We start from the raw sequence: 20010 nt of genomic DNA, 5'->3' as shown, positions 1-20010 counted from the left end.
ATCTAGATGGAGATGGGAAACCTGACAATACCAAGATGTTGGGATATTTGCGGAGAAGTGGACCGAAGGTGAAAACTTCTATCATCAAAAGGCAACAGAAGAATTAGTGGGTTTAGAGGAATTAGAGAGAAAATCGAATTCGATATACAGCATCGGTATTTTTGTTGATTTTAAATCGATTATCAATGCGATGACCCACAATCCAAACCACTTTGCCACCACTATACAAAATCCAGGCATCTTCTTTTTGGGGAATGGAGAATTTTTCGTCAATAAAAAAGTCGCTTAACTTTTTAAAACCGGTCATCCCGAGCGGTTGAAAATATTCACCCTGCTCCCATTTTTTGAGCATCAATGGAAAGTCTAGTTTATCAAAGTCAAGGTCAGCAATATTTTTTTCTCTTGAAAACTGAAACTGCTCATCTTTTTTCAATTTTGAAAACTGCACCTCAAAAGGGACGGCTATTGACAAACAATCCTTTTCAATATAAAAGCGCTCCTGTTGATCTTCTGCTCTGGGAGTCAGAATAAAAACCTCACGATCTTTTACCAAACGATGAGTTTCAGAATAAAATATTTTACCTGCTTCCGCCTGCAACAATTGGCTAATTTCAAAAACCTGATCAGCATTAAACCCAAATGGATGAAGCACCTCAAAAAGCAGGCTCTCTGCAAAGGAGGATTGTTGTAAGTATGCAATATTTAAATGCAGATTGATTCCCTCCCTGCACATCAGGTTTGCTTTTTCTTCATCAATTTTAGCCTGATAAACCTGCTCTGTTTGTTTTAAAATACTCGCTGTTTTGGCAGCGTTCGACTTAAAAGCCGGATTAATTTGTTCCAACAATGGAATGATTTGATGCCGCACCAGATTACGCTGATGAACCAGTTCTTTGTTTGAAGAATCCTCATGAAAAGGTACTTGATTCGTCTGGGCATATTCCCGGATTTGCTTTCGCGAAGCAAACAACAACGGACGAACTAACCGGCCTTTCTTTGGATGAATACCGGACAGGCCTCTAATTCCCGTCCCGCGGCTCAAATTAATGAGCATGGTTTCAACCAAATCATCCTGATGATGCGCAGTCAGAAGGAAGTCGTATTTTAACGAGTCCAATAACTCGTAAAACCACCGATAACGTAACTCGCGGGCGGCCATTTCAATTGAAATACCTTCCTGCAAGGCAAACTCGCGAGTTTCAAAGGTTTTTATATACAACTCCAAACCATGTTCGCCACAGTAATCACGCAGAAAAACTTCGTCACTGTCAGACTCTGCACCACGAAGGTTAAAGTTGCAGTGGGCAACAACAAAGTCATGCTCGATCTGCCTAAACAAATCGAGCATAACCATGGAATCGCAACCGCCACTAACAGCAAGAACTAACCTACTGTCAGAAGCAAGTAATTCTTCTGCAACAATATAGTTTTTAAGATTTTTGAGCATCTCCTAAACGAACAACTTTCTCACAGATACGAATAATCACTTCAACCGCTTTTACCATCGAATTAACAGGGACATATTCGTAAGGTCCATGAAAGTTATGACCTCCGGCAAAAATATTTGGACAAGGCAATCCCATATAAGACAACCGAGAACCATCGGTTCCTCCACGAATTGCTTTTATTTTGGGGTCAATACCAATTTCGGTCATGGCATCCTCGGCCAAGTCAACGATGTACTTTACGGGCTCTACCTTTTCGCGCATGTTGTAATACTGATCAACCATTTCAAGCTCAACTGTGCCCTCTCCATAAATTTGATTCAGATAACTGCAAGCCTGTGTAATTGTGCTTTTACGATGATCGAATAGCTTTTTGTCATGATCGCGGATGATGTACACCAAACTGGATTTCTCCGTACTCCCTTGAAAGGAAACACAGTGATAGAATCCTTCGTACTGCTCGGTATACTCCGGGCGTTCCTGAGTAGGCAGCATCGACATTAATCGATTCCCCACTTCTATGGCATTGATCATTTTATTTTTGGCTGCTCCGGGGTGAACACTTCGTCCATTAATGGTTATTGAGGCCATTGCAGCATTGAAATTTTCATACTCCAATTCACCAATTTCTCCCCCATCGAGCGTATAGGCAAATTCAGCACCAAATTTTTCTACGTCAAAATAGTCAGCTCCTTTGCCAATCTCCTCATCCGGAGTGAAGCAAATTCGTACTTTCCCATGTTTTATTTCTGGATGACCATTCATATAAGCCACAGCAGTCATAATTTCTGCCACTCCTGCTTTATCATCAGCCCCCAACAACGTAGTTCCATCAGTAGTGATGATTTCCTGTCCAACGTAATTCAGTAAATCAGGAAACCGATCAGGCGACAACACGATTTTATCATTCAATTGAATATCGCCACCTTCATATTTACGAATCTGAGGGTTCACATTTTCTCCTGAAAAGTCAGGGCTGGTATCCATATGAGCAACGAAGCCAATAACCGGACATTTTTCAGTAGTATTCGAAGGCAAAGTTGCCATTACATATCCATATTCATCTTTTTCAACCTCTTCCATTCCAATGCCTTCCAATTCAGCAACGAGCTTATCTGCAAAGTCCAACTGCCGCGTTGTACTTGGAAATGTTTTACTCGCAGAATCGGAAGTTGTATACTCTTTGGCGTACCTGATAAATCGATCAATTACTTTTTCCATATTTTAAACATCATCTGAGTTAAACTTGAAACCAACACGTTTGCCGGTCTTTATTTTTGAATGACTGATTTCTTCCTTCATTTGTTCAACCGAAGCAATCTTCACCTGATCGTAAGGAGGAACAAGAAGATCGAAATCAACTGCATATTTTATTGCTGTTTCTAATATTTGTTTGAACGTATCACGAGTTACTACATCGTTTCCAAAGTCCTTTACCAACTCTCCTGACTGTCGTTTCCCTTCAACGAAGAAGTGGTTTTCCTGATTAATAAAAACCCGGGCAATTAAATAACCAAGATCCTGCAACCGATTATATTTAAACGAATCTGACAAAAAGTTGTAAATATGAATGACACCACAATAACCATTCATCGGATGATTTTTAACGTAATCAACTTTCCATATCGGATGTTCCCGGTTAAAAATAAAAACATTGGAATGCATGCTGAAAACCAATAAATCACCAGCTAAACGAAACTCAGCTTCAAAAGGCCCTTTCTCATTAAATGCCGGCAAAATATCCTTATCAACTCTCCCTTCCAAAGCCGACTGATATCCATTAACCAATTCTTTCAAAACTTCTTTAAGTAAGTTGAATGACGTCAGTGTATTGTTATAAGCCAACTGTTTGACATTCGACTTCGTAACAATCGATTCGTATGGTAACTTTTTCCCAGCACTTTTCTTCATCGCTTAGATTTTTCATAAAAATAAGAAAAGCAGCCAAGACTGACTGCTTCCTTTTATCATGTTATGCAAAAAAAAATCTAATACGCCAGGGCAAACAATACGCGTTGCGATGATGGGTTTCCTGTGTAAATACACTTTCCTTCCTCTTTTTCACCCTCAAAAGGAATACAACGAATGGTTGCTTTTGTTTCATCTTTAATTTTCTGCTCCGTTTCAGGAGTTCCATCCCAATGCGCCAAAATAAAACCACCCTTGCCATTCAACACCTCTTTAAACTCCTCATAAGTATCCACCTTAGTAGTATGAGTTGTTCTGTAATCAAAAGCTTTTTGGTAGATGTTTTGTTGGATTTTCTCTAACAAATCGGCTACATACTGATCGATATTATCGAGTTCAACCACATTTTTCTCCAGAGTGTCACGTCGTGCAACTTCCACGGTTCCGTTCTCTAAATCACGCGGTCCAATTCCCAGACGTACAGGGACTCCTTTCAATTCATACTCGGCAAACTTCCAGCCCGGTTTTTTAGTATCCGCATTATCGTATTTCACAGTAATGCCTTTGGCTTTTAGTTTCGTGATTATTTCATCAACCTTTTCGTTAATGGCAGCAAGCTGTTCATCTTTGCGATAAATTGGTACAATAACCACCTGAAAAGGAGCTAACTTTGGAGGTAACACCAAACCATTATCGTCGGAGTGAGCCATAACCAAAGCCCCCATCAAACGGGTTGAAACCCCCCAGCTGGTTGCCCAAACGTAATCGTCTTTTCCGTCGCGATTGGCAAATTTAACATCAAAAGCCTTTGCGAAATTCTGGCCTAAAAAATGCGAAGTGCCCGACTGCAATGCTTTTCCATCTTGCATTAAGGCTTCGATGGTATAGGTTTCCAAAGCTCCGGCAAAACGCTCATTTTCCGATTTGGCTCCTTTAATTACCGGCATGGCCATAAATTGCTCCGCAAAATCGCCGTAGACATTGACCATTTTTTCAGTCTCTTCCAATGCCTCTGCTTCCGTTGCGTGGGCGGTATGCCCTTCTTGCCACAGGAATTCCGCCGTACGCAAGAATAAACGCGTACGCATCTCCCATCGCACAACATTAGCCCACTGATTACATAGAATTGGCAAATCGCGATACGATTGAATCCAGTTTTTGTAGGTATTCCAAATAATAGTTTCCGAAGTGGGACGAACAATTAATTCTTCTTCCAGTTTTGCATCCGGATCAACAATAATTCCATTCCCTTCCGGATCATTTTTTAATCGGTAATGCGTAACTACGGCACACTCTTTGGCAAAGCCTTCAACATGACTGGCTTCTTTACTAAAAAACGATTTCGGTATAAACAACGGGAAGTAAGCATTTACATGCCCTGTTTCCTTAAACATGCGATCCAGCTCAGCCTGCATTTTTTCCCAAATGGCGTAACCATAGGGTTTGATTACCATGCATCCACGCACAGCGGAATTCTCCGCCAAATCAGCCTTTACAACCAATTCGTTATACCATTGAGAATAATTTTCACTTCTGGGGGTTAATTCTTTAGCCATATCTTTTGTTTTGGTATGGTATTTGCTTCTTTTGTATTGATTTTAAAAGCTACAAAGTAAATAATTTATTTTTAAAGATACAGGAGGTCTAGTTATGAAAGCAAAAGTTACACTCATCTCAGCATTAGTCGTATTGCTAGGTGCATGTTCTACCGGAACATACGTAACCGACAGGTACGATGACATCTATTTTACACCCGGAGATGTTCCGCCTCCCGCAGTTATTGAAAGCCCTGCACAACAACAGAATAGATCAGAAGTGGTCTCGAGGCAACAGGTAATTACGGAGTTGGAGGAAAGTGGAGAAGGATCCAAAACCTTGAAGAATCACATTTTTGAAAGTGATAACCAATACGCTGATGAATTGGTTTACGACATGGATAACATGGAGTTGATGGATTCTGACACAACAATTTATGAAAATGATGGAGACGTCGACTATGTAATTAATAATTATTACGACGCTGACGAGTTGGATTACGCTTATCGGATTAATCGTTTCCACCGTCCATTTTTCTATGGTTCGTTTTACAGCCACAGCTGGATGTATGATCCGTTTTATTACGATCCATACTACTATGGAGGATACTACGGAAGTGGGTATTATGGAGGTGGATACTACGGAGGTTACTATGGTGGATATTATAATCCATGGGGATCAAGTTGGTACAGTCCATATTACTCAATTGGATACAACTGGCACAGCCCTTATTACAGTTGGGGATATCCTTCTTATTATGGCGGATATAATAATTATTGGGGACATGGACACAATAATTATAGAGATGACGTAAGAGTTGGAAGAAGAAATACACCTAATTACAGTTACAATAGTGGAGGTGTGTCTCGATCGGTTTCCAGGACAACGACAAATACAAATATTAAAAGCACATCGCTTCAAGATCGTAATGCATCAAGAAGATCAAGCTCTTCATCGATTAGTAATGGACGAAGAACAACCTCTGACGGATTAAATACGACCAAGAGTGCCACCATCTTAGAGAAAAGAAGAACAATTTCTTCAGGTCAAGTCAGCAATTCAGGTCGAAGAAGTACATCAACCGGTAGTTCAACTACAAATTCAGTAAGAAGTAGTTCAAGCAGCCAACGTACTTATCAACCTCGAGTCAATTCTTCTCAAAGTCGAGAATATACTCCCAGTTACAGTAAACCAAGAACTGTGACCCGATCAAGTTACAATAGCAGCAACTATATTAAACCAAGAACATCGACCTACAGTAAACCAAGTACAAGTAGTAGTTCAAGGAGGAGTACTAGCACTCCTAGCAGTTCAAGCAGCTACAAGAAAACTTATCGGTCGAGTTCAACTTACAACAGAGGATCAAGCTCCAGCAAAAGTAGCAACTCTACTTATCGCTCAGCACCTTCAAGAAGTAGTAATAGTGGAAGCAGTTACCGTTCAAGCGGAAGCTCTTCATCCAGAAGCAGCTATAGTAGCCCTTCAAGAAGTAGCAGCAGCGGAAGTAGTGGTAGCAGCCGATCTTCAAGCTCTGGATCCAGTTCAAGATCTAGCAGTGGAGGAAGACGTTAAAAAAAATCTAATTCAGTCATCATTGTTTATCAAATTTGATTCAGTCATGAAAAAAACACGATATATATTTATTGCGATGCTTTTAATGAGCACAATGGCTATGGGACAAAATTTTTCAGAAGCCCTGCGCCTATCAAATCATCAAATTCAAGGAACGGCCCACTCAATGGCAATGGGCAATGCAATTGGAGCAATTGGAGGTGATTTTACATCACTTTCAATAAATCCTGCAGGAATTGCTGTTTATCAGACTAACGAGTTTACTTTTACACCAGCTTTTAACTTCAATAAATCGGAGTTGAAGATTGATGAAAGTAATTTTTCTGATAATAACTTTAAATTTAATTTTAGCCAACTAGGATATGTAAGTTCATCTTCACTGGCAAATACGTCTAGCATAGTCCGTTTTAACTTTGGTGTTGGCTTTAATCGGTTAGCTGATTTTAATCAAGTGTCAATGGGATCCTATGGAGAATCAAGTTCTTCGTTTCTGGATGGTATTGCAACTTATTCTACAAACGAATCCTTATCAAATGCATACTTAAATCAATCATTTAATCAGGTTGAGTATAGGGATTGGAATTCGAAACTTGCATGGGACACCTATCTGATTGATCCCTCTACTGATGGGAATGAAAATGAAATAGACGGAGAATATGTAAGTATTCTATATGAAGGAGAAAGAGTGAACCAGCACAAATCATGGGAAAGCAATGGTGGAATAAATGAGTATCTAATCTCTGGTGGGCTTAATTTCAACCATAAAGTTTATCTAGGTGCAACTATAGGCATTCACGATCTCTATTATAACCGGACATCCTTTTACTCCGAAGAGTTTACAGATGATCTAGACTCATTTTCATATATTGATGACTACGAATTGTCAGGAACAGGTTACGTCTTTAAGCTTGGAGCAATATATAAACCGATTTCATCTATCCGTTTAGGATTAGCATTTCACACCCCCACATACTATGTTCTGGATGAAGAATCTAATTTGTCTATGGAATCAAATCTAAGTGAAAATTATTATTCTTCAGGCACAAATCTATTCAGCTATAATTTCTACACCCCATTAAAAGCCATCTTTAGTGGAGCATTTGTCATAAGTAAAGCTGCGATGCTTAGTTTTGATGCTGAATATGTTGATTATAGTGCTATGAGATACAGGGATGGTAGCAATAATGATCCGATGACAGATGTTAATACAGACATTGACAACTCTTATAATCAAGTTTTCAATTACAGATTGGGTGGAGAGGTTCGTGTTTCAAAAGCATTAAGCCTACAAGCGGGGTATGAACTATATGGCAATCCATTTAAAAGCGATGCTACATTAAATGGAGGATCTTTAAAAAATGAGTTGAGTTCAATTTCTGCAGGAGTCGGGTATTCCAATAAGAGCTTCTATTTTGACACCGCTTACAAGTACTCTACAGCTAGCACTGTGGTTAATGATGTACAACCTAATTATTCAAATCTTCCTTTAGATTTCACCAATCAAAAATTAATCATGACTTTCGGATTTAGGTTTTAACAAAAATCATAAGTAATTCAAACGCCGGTAATTCCGGCGTTTTTTTATAAAGCGACTAGTCTACTTATCAATATCAACCAATAATTGTTTATAAAAACATGTTGTCAGATTAGGTATAGAAGATTAAAATGTCGTAAATTGAAGTAAGCAATCAAAAGAAAAAAGATGGTGAAATTTAAGGAAATAAACTATCAAGAGTCTCTCAATCTATTCAAACAAGCAGACCATTCGGGTAAGCGTATGCGATTGGGCGATTTCACGACTTCGCAGTGGTTGCAGAAAGAAAATATCAATTTGTATGAGATAAAAACAATCTCAAGTAACTACCCCGATTTAAAAATTTTCATTATTGGAGAAGGCGAATCCGAAGGTTTCTATATTTATTCTCAAAAACAAGAAACTTGTTTTAAATTTGAAGCTGAATTATCTTATTAATTAACAGCTTAAATTTCTTATGATTTCTCACATGCAAGATCCTATTTCTCAAGGTGTTTTTAATTATCATTATCATCGTGACAATTCCCCAATTTTGATTCATTCTGATGGATTTGACACTGATGAAGTACTCCCCTCCTATTTTTTTAGAAGTTATAAGCAAATGCCCAAGCTAGAGCAAAAAGCGCTTGATTTAGCATTTGGTCGGGTGTTAGATGTTGGTGCTTGCGCTGGTTGTCATTCTTATTATTTGCAAAACAAAGGACTTGATGTAACTGCTTTGGAGCAGTCGCAAATGTGTTGTCAGGTGATGAACGACCGAGGAATAACAAATGTCAGCAATACAAACCTGTTTTATCTTGAAAATGAAAAGTTTGATACAATTCTTCTTTTAATGAATGGAACCGGAATTGCCGGAACGCTTAACAATTTAAATCTTTTTTTCAAAAAACTACGCAGTTTACTCAATCCAAATGGGCAAATATTGATCGATTCATCCGATCTTATTTTTTTATATACTGAAGAAGACGGTTCAGCCGTTATTGATATTGCAGCAGATAAATATTATGGAGAACTGACGTTTCAAACAGAGTATAAAAATCAGAAAAGTCCAACTTTTCCCTGGCTTTATATTGATCAGGACTTACTGAAAGAGTATGTCAAAAAGAGTCAGCTAAAAGTTTCTCATATTTTCAAGGGAGATCATTTTGACTATCTCGCAAAAATCACCTATTAAACAACACGTTATGCCAGAAAACAGCTACCGAAAACTTACAGAATCCGAAATACTACAACTTGAGAAAAATAATTCCAAAGCCGACAATTGGTCAAACATTGAGGTAAAAGATGGTTTTGATCCCCAAAGAGTTGAACATTGCCGCTTTTCAGGGAAAGTGCGTATAGGACAATTCAATCAGGCCATTACATTTTATGGGAACATAGAAAAAGCATGCGGGCTTTATAACACCCATATCCACAACTGTACCTTAGGCGATAATGTTTTTATCAGCCATGTCAAAAACTACGTTGCCAATTATATTATCGAAGATCATGTTGTTATCGACAATACTGATCTTATTGCAACAGAAGGTGAATCAACTTTTGGCAATGGCATTCAGGTTGCGGTGTTGGATGAAACGGGCGGGCGACACGTACCCATTTACGACAATCTTTCGGCTCACTTAGCATACATCGTAGCTTTTTATAAACACCGGCAACCGTCGATTGAAAAGATCGAAAAACTGATTGATAACTATACAGAAAGCATAAAATCTGATTTTGGTGTTATTGGACAATACGCCCGAATTTCAAATTGCAAAGAAGTTAGAAACGTAAAAATTGGTGCTTACACGCAGATTGTAGGCGCCAGTAAAATCATTAACGGTTCTATAAATAGCAACGAAGCTGCACCGGTAAAAATTGGTCACGATGTCATTCTAAAAAATTTCATCATTTCATCCGGCTCCGAAGTTATTGATGGCGCCATTGTATCGAACTGCTTTATAGGCCAGGGATGCAAACTGGGCTCCCAATATTCGGCTGAAAACTCGTTGTTTTTTGCGAACTGTCAGGGTTTTCACGGCGAGGCTTGTTCATTGTTTGCCGGCCCGTACACGGTCACTCACCACAAATCAACCTTACTTATTGCCGGTATGTTTTCGTTTTGTAATGCGGGAAGTGGATCAAACCAAAGTAACCACATGTATAAATTAGGACCTATCCATCATGGAGTTGTTGAGCGTGGTTCTAAAACAACCAGCGATTCCTACATTTTGTGGCCGGCCAAAATCGGACCTTTTACAATGGTTATGGGGCGTCACTACAAAAATAGCGACACCTCTGAAATGCCTTTTTCTTATTTAATTGAAAACAAAGACGATAGCTGGTTGTCGCCGGGAATGAACCTCAAAAGTGTGGGAACGATACGCGATGCGATGAAATGGCCCCGACGCGATACACGGACAGACCCTAAAAAAATGGACTGCGTTAACTTTAACTTATTGAGCCCTTTCACCATAAAAAAAATGGCACAGGGTATTCAAAAGCTAAAGGAAATACAACGGATTTCAGGCGAAACCTCTGAAGTTTTTTCATACAATAATACTAAGATTACGCATAGAGCTTTAAAAAGGGGACTTGAACTCTACCATATGGCGATCATGAAATTCGTGGGAAACTCTATTATCACTCGTTTAAATACCTGCACCATTGAGACTCCCGAAGCTATGAAAGCTTGCCTTAAAGCCGATTCATCAGCAGGGCAAGGTGACTGGATTGACTTAGCAGGACTTATCGCACCCAAAAATGTGATAAAAGAAATGCTTGATCAGGTTGAAAACAAATCGATCAACCAACTGGAAGAAATAGAAGAAGTATTCTACTCGTTGCATTATAATTACTATAATATGGAGTGGAACTGGACAGTTGATTTTATTGCATCGTATTATGGGAAACCGATTGAAAAAATGGAGGTCAGCGATATTATCGATATCATTAAAGAATGGATTCGAAGTGTTGTTGAAATTGACAAGATGCTATACTCTGATGCGAAGAAAGAGTTTAGGCTCGAATCGATGACTGGCTTTGGAATTGATGGAGACCAAAAAGTCAAACAGCTTGACTTTGAAAATGTAAGAGGAAAATTTGAGAGTAATGACTTTGTAAAAGAAATCTTAAATCACATTGAGCGGAAAACAAACCTGGGAAACAAGGTTGTCAATAACTTAAACAAACTTCAGAACTCACCGAAAATTGTTTAACCCGTTTCCCGACAAAGAATATAAAAAAACAGAGAGGATTTAATAAAGTTAAATCCTCTCTGTTTTTTAGTCTAATACGAATCGGTAAGTAATGGTACCCTGCTGAAAAGCCGGGGCTTTGTCGTCAACGTTAAAGCGAGCTTTTAAAGCTGCTTGCTTCGCTGCGTTAAGCAGTTGTGAGTTATAGGTTGTCGAACCGCGTACGCCAGGCTCGGCACTAGTCACTTTGCCATATTTATCAACCGTAACCTGTACCACAACAACTCCTTCTTCATTACCCGGATAATAAGGCTTGGGAAGAGATTGTGCCGAACGTCCGGCAAGACTATAGGAAATGCCATCTCCTTGTCCGCCACCTTCTCCATAATTGTCCGAATTAGCTGATCCGTTTGGAGATCCTTGATTGCCCCCCGGAAATGAAACTCCTTGCCCGGTGCTTTTCGAATCATCTGATCCTGCTCCACCAGAACCAAAAGCACTGGAAGCCCGGTTGTTAATTTCACTAATTTTTTGCTGCTCAGCTTCTTTCCGCTTGCGTTCTTCTTCAGCTTTTCGCCTTTTTTCGGCTTCTTCAGCCAATCGTTGCTGCTCCAATTTCTCCTGACGCTGGCGTTCTATTTCTACCTGACGTTGTATCTCAAGTTCTTTTTCCCGCTGCTTACGAAGTTCTTCTTGTTTGCGTTTTTCTGCTTGCTCTTGCTGACGCTTAAGCTCCTCTTCTTTTTTCTTTTTAGCAGATTCAATAGCTACAGTTTCTTCGTAGTCCTGAGTCATTACTTCCTCTTTAGCCTCAGGTTGTGAAACTTTGGGTTGTGGCTGTGATGAAGGAGTTGGTGGTGTTACTTTCTTTTTTTCTTGCTGAACGACAGGTGTAGATGATTTACGACTAGGTGCCGGTTCTTTGATTCCACTTCCCTGCTCCGAATTTCCAAAATTCACCAATATTCCTTCTTCTCCTGGCAATGGTAGTGGTGTGAAAAAGCCAAACAGAAGTAACAAGATTAGAACAATGGCGTGAACAACAATTGTCCCTATAAAACCTCTTTTATGTTTCGAAAAATAACTCATTAACGTCCTTCCGGTGCGGTAGCCAAAATCATTTTATACTTATTGCGCTTAGCAATATTCATCACCTTTACAACCTGCTCAATTGGAACTGACTTGTCAGCGTGTAAGGATACATAAGCGTCAGGGTTGTCGCCAATAGCTTTTTGCAACGCAGGTTCAATTTCATGAAATGCAACACGATCTACATTTTCTCCTGTATTGACATAGTACTTCAGGTCAGCAGTAATCGAAACAGTCGTCATCGGTTTAGCTGCTGTTTGATTATTGCTCTGAGGTAAGAGCAATTTTAGTGCGTTGGGTGCAATCAAAGTGGATGTCACCATAAAAAAGATCAGCAACAAAAATACAATATCAGTCATTGAAGACATGCTGAAACTTGCATTGACTTTATTTCTACGTTTTAATGCCATTGCGTTTATTTAGCTGGTTCATTCAATAAATCAAGAAATTCAGATGTTGCTGCTTCCATTTTAAAGATTACTTTTTCGACATTGGCAACCAAAATATTGTACGCAAAGTAAGCGATAATACCAACCGTCAAACCAGCAACAGTTGTCACCATCGCTTGATAAATACCTGAAGAAAGCAAGGTTACATCAATGTTGTTCCCTGCATTAGCCATATCGTAAAACGCCTGAATCATCCCAATTACAGTTCCCAGAAAACCAATCATTGGAGCACCTCCGGCAACACTGGCTAATACCGGCAAGCCTTTTTCCAATTTCGATATCTCAAGGTTCCCGATCGTTTCAATGGCGGAATTAACATCGGACATTGGTCGTCCAATTCGGCTAATTCCTTTTTCAATCATGCGTGCAGTTGGTGTTTCCTGCGAGCGAGTAAGCGCCAACGCAGCATCAACTTTCCCTTCGGTAATGTATGCTTTCACTCTGTCGAGCAAGGTTTTATCAACTTTACCAGCTTTTTTTATGGCAAAATACCGGTCAAAAAAGATAAATACAGCAACTAACGAAAGGGCTATAATTGGAATCATGATCCACCCACCTTTAATTGCAATATCAAAGAATCGAGTTACAATCCCATCTTGTTGAGCTGATTCTGCAAGAGCTTCGGCACCTTCGCCGGCTGCATTAGAAACTTGTAAAAAAATATATCCAAACATAAGTTTTCATTTAGAAGAACATATAAAAAACGCGGTATAATACTAATTATTATACCGCGCAAAAATAATGATTATTTACAAAGTATCTACTTATAATCCGAACATCATATAATAGACTGCCGCACCTGACAAATACCCAACAATTGCGAGCAAGGAAATCTTTTTCATATACCAGATAAAATCGATTTTCTCTAAACCCATGGCAGCAACTCCGGCAGCCGACCCAATAATTAAGATACTACCGCCTGTGCCGGCCGTATAGGCCAGAAATTCCCAGAAAGCACCATCCTGAACAAAACTAGCTAAATAGCCGGTTGCAGCAGGATCTGCAGTAGGATACATACCCATTGCACCAGCGACAAGTGGCACATTATCAACTACCGATGAAAGTACCCCAACTGCTAAATCAATCAAATAAATATTACCTAGTTTCTCGTCCAGATACTGAGAAAGGAGATGCAGGTGGCCCGCCGACTGAAGTGAAGCAACAGCCGAAAGAATACCCAGAAAGAAAAGAACTGTAGGTACGTCTACTTTGCGAAGCACAGCTGTAACTTTCAACCGATGTTTTATTTCTTCGGATTTGTCTTTATGCATAATTTCGGAAATGACCCACAATACCCCCAGCGACAATAACATGCCCATGTATGGTGGTAAATGCGTTATTGTTTTAAACACGGGAACAAAAAGCAGCCCGAAAACGCCAAGGATGAGCATGAAAACTCGTTCGAACTCGGTCGTTAAATCAATTTCTTCATTCTCTACAACTGGTCGTTCTACGTTGCCTTTCATTGTAAGTGACAATATCCCAAGAGGGACAACCATACAGACTAAACTTGGAAGAAGAACACCTTCAATAATTCGTGCGGCTGTAACTTGGCCTCCAATCCAAAGCATAATTGTGGTTACGTCTCCAATTGGAGACCAGGCTCCACCGGCATTAGCAGCCAACACAACCATACTCGCAAAAAACCAACGTGTTTCTTTATCATCAATCAGCTTCCGAAGCAAGGCGACCAACACAATTGTTGTCGTCAGGTTATCAAGCAGTGCAGACATAAAAAAAGTTAGGAAACTCAAAATCCACAACAATTTTATTTTATTGGTCGTCTTGATTTTATCAGTTACCACTTTAAATCCTTCATGTTGATCAACTACTTCAACGATGGTCATTGCACCAAGGAGAAAGAATAGGATTTCACTAATTTCGCCCAAATGGTGAACGATTTCAGAATCAACAATAAACTCGTGTATAGACGCTTCCAGCAAGCCAATGTGACCATGTGCAAAATTTGCCCATGACGGGCTGAACCCCATAGCTAAGATATCTTCGGCACCAATAGCATAAATAACCCAACAAAGCGTCCCTATAATTAATGCTGAAGCTGCTTTGTCGACTTTGAGCGGATGTTCTAATGCAATGGCAATGTAACCAAGCACAAAAACAACAACCATTAAAATAAACATGGAAATAGTTTTTAGAAATTAGTAAAAAATTTCGCGCAAAGGTAAAGGTCCACTGAGAATACAGCTTAATTTTTTGAAAAAAAGCAATTGTGTATAATAAATTTAACAGAGTGATGTCGAAAGAAAATTGCTTTTAATTATTTTTTGTCTACTGAAGTATCCGGTTATTTGAAAAACGATAGCAGGATTACTCGTTAATCCTCTCCTTTTTTTCCCCACAGGCGTTTAAACTTTTGCCAAAGCTCGTTCCAGCTATTGTAGTTTTCACGATACGAAAGACCTATTCCCTGGGTATAAGGTGACGTTTCGTAAATCAGATTGTCATTTGATCGGTTGTATGCTTTGAGTTGCAGTTTCCCATTATTGGTCAGCTTTACGTTCAAATCAAAATCACCAACGATATTGTTGTTGTTGGATCGGTTCATAGTAGATGTATTGTTTCCAATATTCCCATTAATCGTAACCCGATCGTTAAACATTTGGGTACTTAAAGCCAATTCAATTTCATCATTCGTAATCTGATTTCCCGGGCGATAATTAACACCAATGTCCCAATCATTGCTTATTTGTGAAAGCCAATTACTCAACTGGTTCGAAAACAGCTCGCTAGCTGTACTACCAACCACATTGGTGTTTGACGCTTGATATGAACCCCGCAGATAATCGGGAGTATAAAAACGTCCCAAAACCAACAACGATAATATCTGCTTATTCATCTCCTCTTCGGTACTAAAAAACTGTTGAACCTGATCCTTTATACGGTCTTCGGCAGTGGGGAATTTAATATCAAACGCAATTTTCGGATCAGTTAGGTTTTCGGTTAAATAAATTTCACAGGAAACAGGAATTCGCTGAGAGTAATCAATATTCTCAACCGAGTTTGGAAACAATTCAGTCAACGATGCTTTTAATCGATAAATAGCATTTAAATCGATTGTCGCATTGTATGGATCACCATTCCAGAGAATGGTGCCACCACGAGCTATTTCGAATCTCTTATTGATCACATTTTGCAGTGTAAACAGATAGTCTCCTTGTTCCACACGGTATTCGCCAAACATGACCATATTAAAGTCAGGGTCAATACGAACCTGCAAATCACCACTTCCTCTGGAGCGGATAACATCACCAATTTGCGAATTATAAATCAGTTGAACCTGAGCCTCAGGCGTGATATCGATATCAAATTTCATATTCAAATTCGACTTATCCTGCTTTACCCGACGTTCGACTTTCTCGCTTTCAATATTGCTTTTATTAACAAACCTAATGAAGTCATACTCCTGGGCTTCCTGATTGTAGTCCAGTGATATATTTATATCGGTTCCACTTAAAGTAGCTGCATTAGCCGATAATAAGACATCCCTTCCATGACCGGTAATTTCAAAATCACCATTCCCAAACACTTTCCCGTAAAATCGCTCATTATCTTTCACCGTCGTATTCATGGCTAAAATTCTTGGTGAGCTAAGCGACAAATCATAATCCATATTCTTGAAATTATCATGTCGTATAAAACCATCAAACAGTCCAGTGTTCCCCTGATAATCTGCTATTTTTATCCGATCAAAAATAATTGAATCAGAACGAAATTTAACCGTGTCACTGAAATAGTAATAAACCTGAATAGCATTTATTGACAGCCCTGCATCCAGTCCGAGCACATCGCCATCCATCAATATCTTTTCTGGTGTCCCGTGTATCCAAACATCCCCCGTGCCTCGTCCCTGAATATTTTGAAATGTGTTTCGAAGCACTGGCTGAAGAATCGCCAGAGATAAGTCATTCAAACTTACTGTAAAGTCAAGCGAATCGGTACTTGGAGTGTAAGCGCCAGATGCAAATAGAGACTGATGGCTTTTAGTGTCAATTGTCAACTCCGCGTTTACCTCTTCTGAATCCCGATCCCACTTACTCACCATACTCACGTTGCCAATATCATGTTGCCGATAGCTAAGATCGCTTATCGTTAAATCCGACAGAAACAACGCTCGCTCGTAGATATCAAATACACTTGCCGACCCATTGATTGTTCCTTTTAGCTCAGCATCCTTAGTTGTAAGCAAATTGATATTGTTTAAATTCAAATTGTTAAGCTTCACATTTAGCCGGGCATCCTTATCTTCCGAAATTGAACCATTAACAGAGAGCCGTTGCGATTGATTTGAGATTTCGAAACCATCGACAGCTATTCGACTTGAATCTATCGTAATCATAGACGGATGAATTTGCCAAAGTGTATCAGCAATGTATATTTTCGACGGGTTTACTTCAATTTCAACATGTGTTTTATTGTAGTCGGTTTTTGTGAAGTCAACCTGCGTTTCCAACTCTCCGCTATATGTTTTTAGGTGAAAGTTATTCCATACCAATTTAGAATTTAAGCGGTCGTCCGAAGCATCGGCCAGAATAGCCAAATTATAAAGACGTTTATTTTCATTGAGCTGTAATTCCTCCAAGCGATTTTTCAGTTCTAGCTTTTCCCCTGAATGAACAGATAACGTATAGTTATTCAAAATAAAGTCACGGTATTCAATGCGCGGAATATCAGCCACAAAATCCAGAGACATTTCAAGGTCATCAAAACGTCCGCTAATCTCCGAAGGGCCTATAAAAAGGTTCGGCATGAATGTTTTGGTTAGCGGCTCAGTGTTCTTTATCGTCACATCAAAATCGAATTGATTGGCATGCAAATCTTCATCAACTTTTAGCCCTGCCGAAGGTAAATACTGAGCTAGCAAATTTTTGAAGCTTTTAGAAATCGTAAGAAAAGAATAATTTCCGGCAATATCCACATCAGCAAAGTCTGACCGAATCTGTAAATGTGGGTGTCCCTCATAAAACGTGCGAACACTTAAACTACTTAGCTTTATTGTATCATTTTCATTGAGGTATCGTCCTTCATCTACCCAAATATTACCATCCAGATTGTCGATATTGTTCCCTTTAAAATTAGCACTCAAAGCCATTGATAAGATCGACTTTTCATGCTTCGTGTCAAGATTCAATGCTTTAAGATTTGCCTGATCCAATACCATTTCAAAATCGAAAGCCGGAATTGGCGCATTAAAATCAAGCTTTCCGGCAAAATTGGCATCCAAATTCGGATCTTTGATTGTAAAATCGCCTTCGAATTTTTCATCTTGAATCGTTCCATCCAAACTCAGGTTTTTAAATTTGTAGGCATTAAATATCAGGCTATCAACAACTCCATCCAATGCAACATCAAATGCCCGATTTGCTTTATCGTACGAACCATCTACCTGTCCGTTAAAGGTTAATTCTCCAAAATGCTTTGATTGTGTAAATTTTCCTAATTTAAAATTAACGGTCTTTAAATGCCCGTTAACTTTCAGTAAATCACTTTCAGAAGGTAAAAATGACAAGTCCATTTTTATTTGGCCAAAATTGGAACGCACCGTCCCATAGGCCACAAAATCACTTAAGAAGCCTGTAAAATTCCCTTCATAATGCACAATTCCAGCATCATGAAGCAATGGTGAAAAGGTCAGATAATCAGCCTTCGCAGAATACGGTAATCGGATTTCACTCAAGTCGTTAAAATCCGCTGTTGACTTTTTCAAATCGAGCAGAATATAGGTTTGATCAAGGTTGGGTAAGCCATTGGTGTAGAAATCGCAAACCAGATTTGTATTTTGTCCGATCTTCATTTCCAAGTCTTTGGCTTTCAAGTCAGCTATCGTACCATAAACATGACCTGATAAATTTATTCGTAAATCCATTCCGCGTAAGGCTGGAACAAACTGTCCGACATCTACAAAATCCAAGACCGATTTTTTCAGGTCAACATCGAGTTTTAAGAACGAAAAATCTTTCTCTTCATGCATCTCTGATTGATCCAATGAAATATCTGCGTCAACAATTACCGAATGAGGAGTTAACACTTTTAGGTCATTCAGTTTAATCACATGATTTGACGAAACAACCCGAGTACTTAAGGAACTCAGTAAAAAAGACTTGTTATCGTCCAGCGAAAGCTTGTTGATTTGGAAAGCCAACGAATCTTGGTTCAGCACAAAATCAGTTACATCAAGCTGCACATTATGCAGGTCTATTGCATTCGACAATTCCATATTGGAATACGAGTACCCAAGGCGAGTATCGCTGAACAAAAAATTCTGACATTCAAAACTCCAGCTATTGGTTGTTGGCTTATCCGATCGCAAAGCGTCGAGTACAAATTTGTAATTTGGAACCTGATCTTCAGTGATTGAAACAAACAACCTGGTTTTTATCATTTCAAGCGAAGACAGATTAATAAGCCGCTTTTTATACGTGAACTGATCGATTGAAGCAACCATTTTATCCACGTAAAAAAGAGTATCTTCCTGCTGATCTTCTATTAAAAATTCATTCAATATCACTTTATTAAAAAAACGAATATCAATACTCTTCAATGTAATGTGCGTGTTCAGTTTTTCTGAAAGCCGACTTGCAATTTGCTTAACCAAAAAAGTCTGGACCGTACTGGTTTGAAAAGCCAGATAAGCAGCAAAAAACAGGATCGCTATGATCCCGAAAAGCCAGAGTGCTATTTTGAAAGATTTTTTAATAATTTTGAGCCTTTAAGTTTCAGAAACAAAATAAACTAAATTCCTTGTAAATCGTTAGGTTCAACAGATAAAATAATTGAAATCTACCTTGAAAGTTGATTCATGAATAACAAAAAAGATATCATCATTTTAGGAATCGAGTCATCATGCGATGACACATCTGCCGCTGTCATTAAAAACGGTGTTTTATTGTCTAATATTATAGCCAGTCAAAAAGTTCACGAAGCTTACGGTGGTGTTGTACCCGAATTGGCTTCGCGTGCACACCAGCAAAATATTGTTCCTGTTGTCGATCAGGCATTAAAGCAAGCTAACATCAACCGGGATGAAATTTCTGCAGTTGCATTCACTCGTGGCCCGGGACTACTTGGTTCACTGCTTGTTGGAACTTCCTTTGCCAAAGGTTTTTCGTTGGCATGCGGCATTCCGTTAATTGAAATTAACCATCTGCAAGGGCATGTATTGGCTCACTATATTCAGGAAGAAGGAGTTGAATTTCGTGAGCCAAGATTTCCACATCTTTGCTTGTTGGTGTCTGGCGGAAACTCGCAAATTATTTTGGTGAAAGACCATTTAAAAATGGAAG

At 39.1% G+C, this 20010-nt stretch carries 14 protein-coding genes; 5 read left to right on the top strand and 9 right to left on the bottom strand.

Annotation, left to right across the window (positions count from 1 at the left end):
* Positions 1 to 121 precede the first annotated feature (121 nt).
* From tilS to proS, 4 genes are all read right to left on the bottom strand, one after another.
* Positions 122 to 1447 carry a tRNA lysidine(34) synthetase TilS gene (gene tilS / locus ACTB00_RS14830; RefSeq protein WP_463300701.1) on the bottom strand — a complete coding sequence of 442 codons (1326 nt, stop codon included), beginning with the start codon at positions 1445 to 1447 and terminating at the stop codon, positions 122 to 124.
* A complete protein-coding gene (pepT, locus tag ACTB00_RS14825; RefSeq protein ID WP_463300700.1) occupies positions 1431 to 2666 on the bottom strand; it encodes a peptidase T in 1236 nt (411 codons plus the stop codon). Before pepT ends, tilS begins: the two co-directional genes overlap by 17 nt.
* Positions 2667 to 2669: 3 nt before the next feature.
* On the bottom strand, positions 2670 to 3356 hold the full coding sequence (locus ACTB00_RS14820; RefSeq protein WP_463300699.1) for a hypothetical protein: 687 nt from the start codon (positions 3354 to 3356) through the stop codon (positions 2670 to 2672).
* 77 nt (positions 3357 to 3433) lie between these two features.
* Positions 3434 to 4909 (bottom strand): proline--tRNA ligase, encoded by a 1476-nt coding sequence (proS, locus tag ACTB00_RS14815; RefSeq protein WP_463300698.1) that lies wholly within the window; start codon positions 4907 to 4909, stop codon positions 3434 to 3436.
* A 1403-nt stretch (positions 4910 to 6312) separates the two neighbouring features.
* On the opposite strand from proS, the gene ACTB00_RS14810 reads away from it, so the two are divergent.
* The 4 genes from ACTB00_RS14810 (at position 6313) to ACTB00_RS14795 (ending at position 11192) form a co-directional block, all read left to right on the top strand.
* Complete coding sequence (locus ACTB00_RS14810) at positions 6313 to 7998, top strand: OmpP1/FadL family transporter (protein ID WP_463300697.1); 1686 nt, start codon at positions 6313 to 6315, stop codon at positions 7996 to 7998.
* A 165-nt stretch (positions 7999 to 8163) separates the two neighbouring features.
* Positions 8164 to 8433, top strand: a complete 270-nt coding sequence (locus ACTB00_RS14805; protein WP_463300696.1) for a hypothetical protein — start codon at positions 8164 to 8166, stop codon at positions 8431 to 8433.
* Between the two features lie 31 nt (positions 8434 to 8464).
* Positions 8465 to 9169, top strand: coding sequence for a class I SAM-dependent methyltransferase (locus ACTB00_RS14800; protein ID WP_463300695.1), 705 nt, complete (start codon positions 8465 to 8467; stop codon positions 9167 to 9169).
* A 10-nt stretch (positions 9170 to 9179) separates the two neighbouring features.
* Positions 9180 to 11192, top strand: a complete 2013-nt coding sequence (locus ACTB00_RS14795) for a DUF4954 family protein (protein WP_463300694.1) — start codon at positions 9180 to 9182, stop codon at positions 11190 to 11192.
* A gap of 66 nt (positions 11193 to 11258) precedes the next feature.
* Here ACTB00_RS14795 and ACTB00_RS14790 read toward each other — a convergent pair whose 3' ends face one another.
* The 5 genes from ACTB00_RS14790 to ACTB00_RS14770 all read right to left on the bottom strand — a co-directional run bounded on the left by ACTB00_RS14790 (position 11259) and on the right by ACTB00_RS14770 (position 19229).
* Entirely contained in the window at positions 11259 to 12260 is a 1002-nt protein-coding gene (locus ACTB00_RS14790) for a hypothetical protein (protein ID WP_463300693.1), read from the bottom strand.
* Complete coding sequence (locus tag ACTB00_RS14785) at positions 12260 to 12670, bottom strand: ExbD/TolR family protein (RefSeq protein ID WP_463300692.1); 411 nt, start codon at positions 12668 to 12670, stop codon at positions 12260 to 12262. The genes ACTB00_RS14790 and ACTB00_RS14785 overlap by 1 nt, the downstream gene beginning before the upstream one ends.
* A 5-nt stretch (positions 12671 to 12675) precedes the next feature.
* The gene (locus tag ACTB00_RS14780; RefSeq protein WP_463300691.1) at positions 12676 to 13383 is read right to left on the bottom strand and encodes a MotA/TolQ/ExbB proton channel family protein; all 708 of its coding nucleotides are present in this window, start codon (positions 13381 to 13383) and stop codon (positions 12676 to 12678) included.
* A gap of 90 nt (positions 13384 to 13473) precedes the next feature.
* Positions 13474 to 14850, bottom strand: a complete 1377-nt coding sequence (gene nhaD / locus ACTB00_RS14775; RefSeq protein ID WP_463300690.1) for a sodium:proton antiporter NhaD — start codon at positions 14848 to 14850, stop codon at positions 13474 to 13476.
* A gap of 194 nt (positions 14851 to 15044) precedes the next feature.
* Positions 15045 to 19229: a translocation/assembly module TamB domain-containing protein gene (locus ACTB00_RS14770; protein WP_463300689.1), complete on the bottom strand. Its 4185-nt coding sequence runs from the start codon at positions 19227 to 19229 to the stop codon at positions 15045 to 15047.
* Positions 19230 to 19526: 297 nt separating this feature from the next.
* Between ACTB00_RS14770 and ACTB00_RS14765 the strand changes: the two genes are divergently transcribed.
* Positions 19527 to 20010, top strand: a 484-nt coding sequence (locus ACTB00_RS14765; protein WP_463300688.1) for a tRNA (adenosine(37)-N6)-threonylcarbamoyltransferase complex transferase subunit TsaD, incomplete at its 3' end; no start/stop codon positions are given.

The organism is Sunxiuqinia sp., from assembly GCF_055140945.1.
This window is presented reverse-complemented; position numbering and strand designations above follow the sequence as displayed.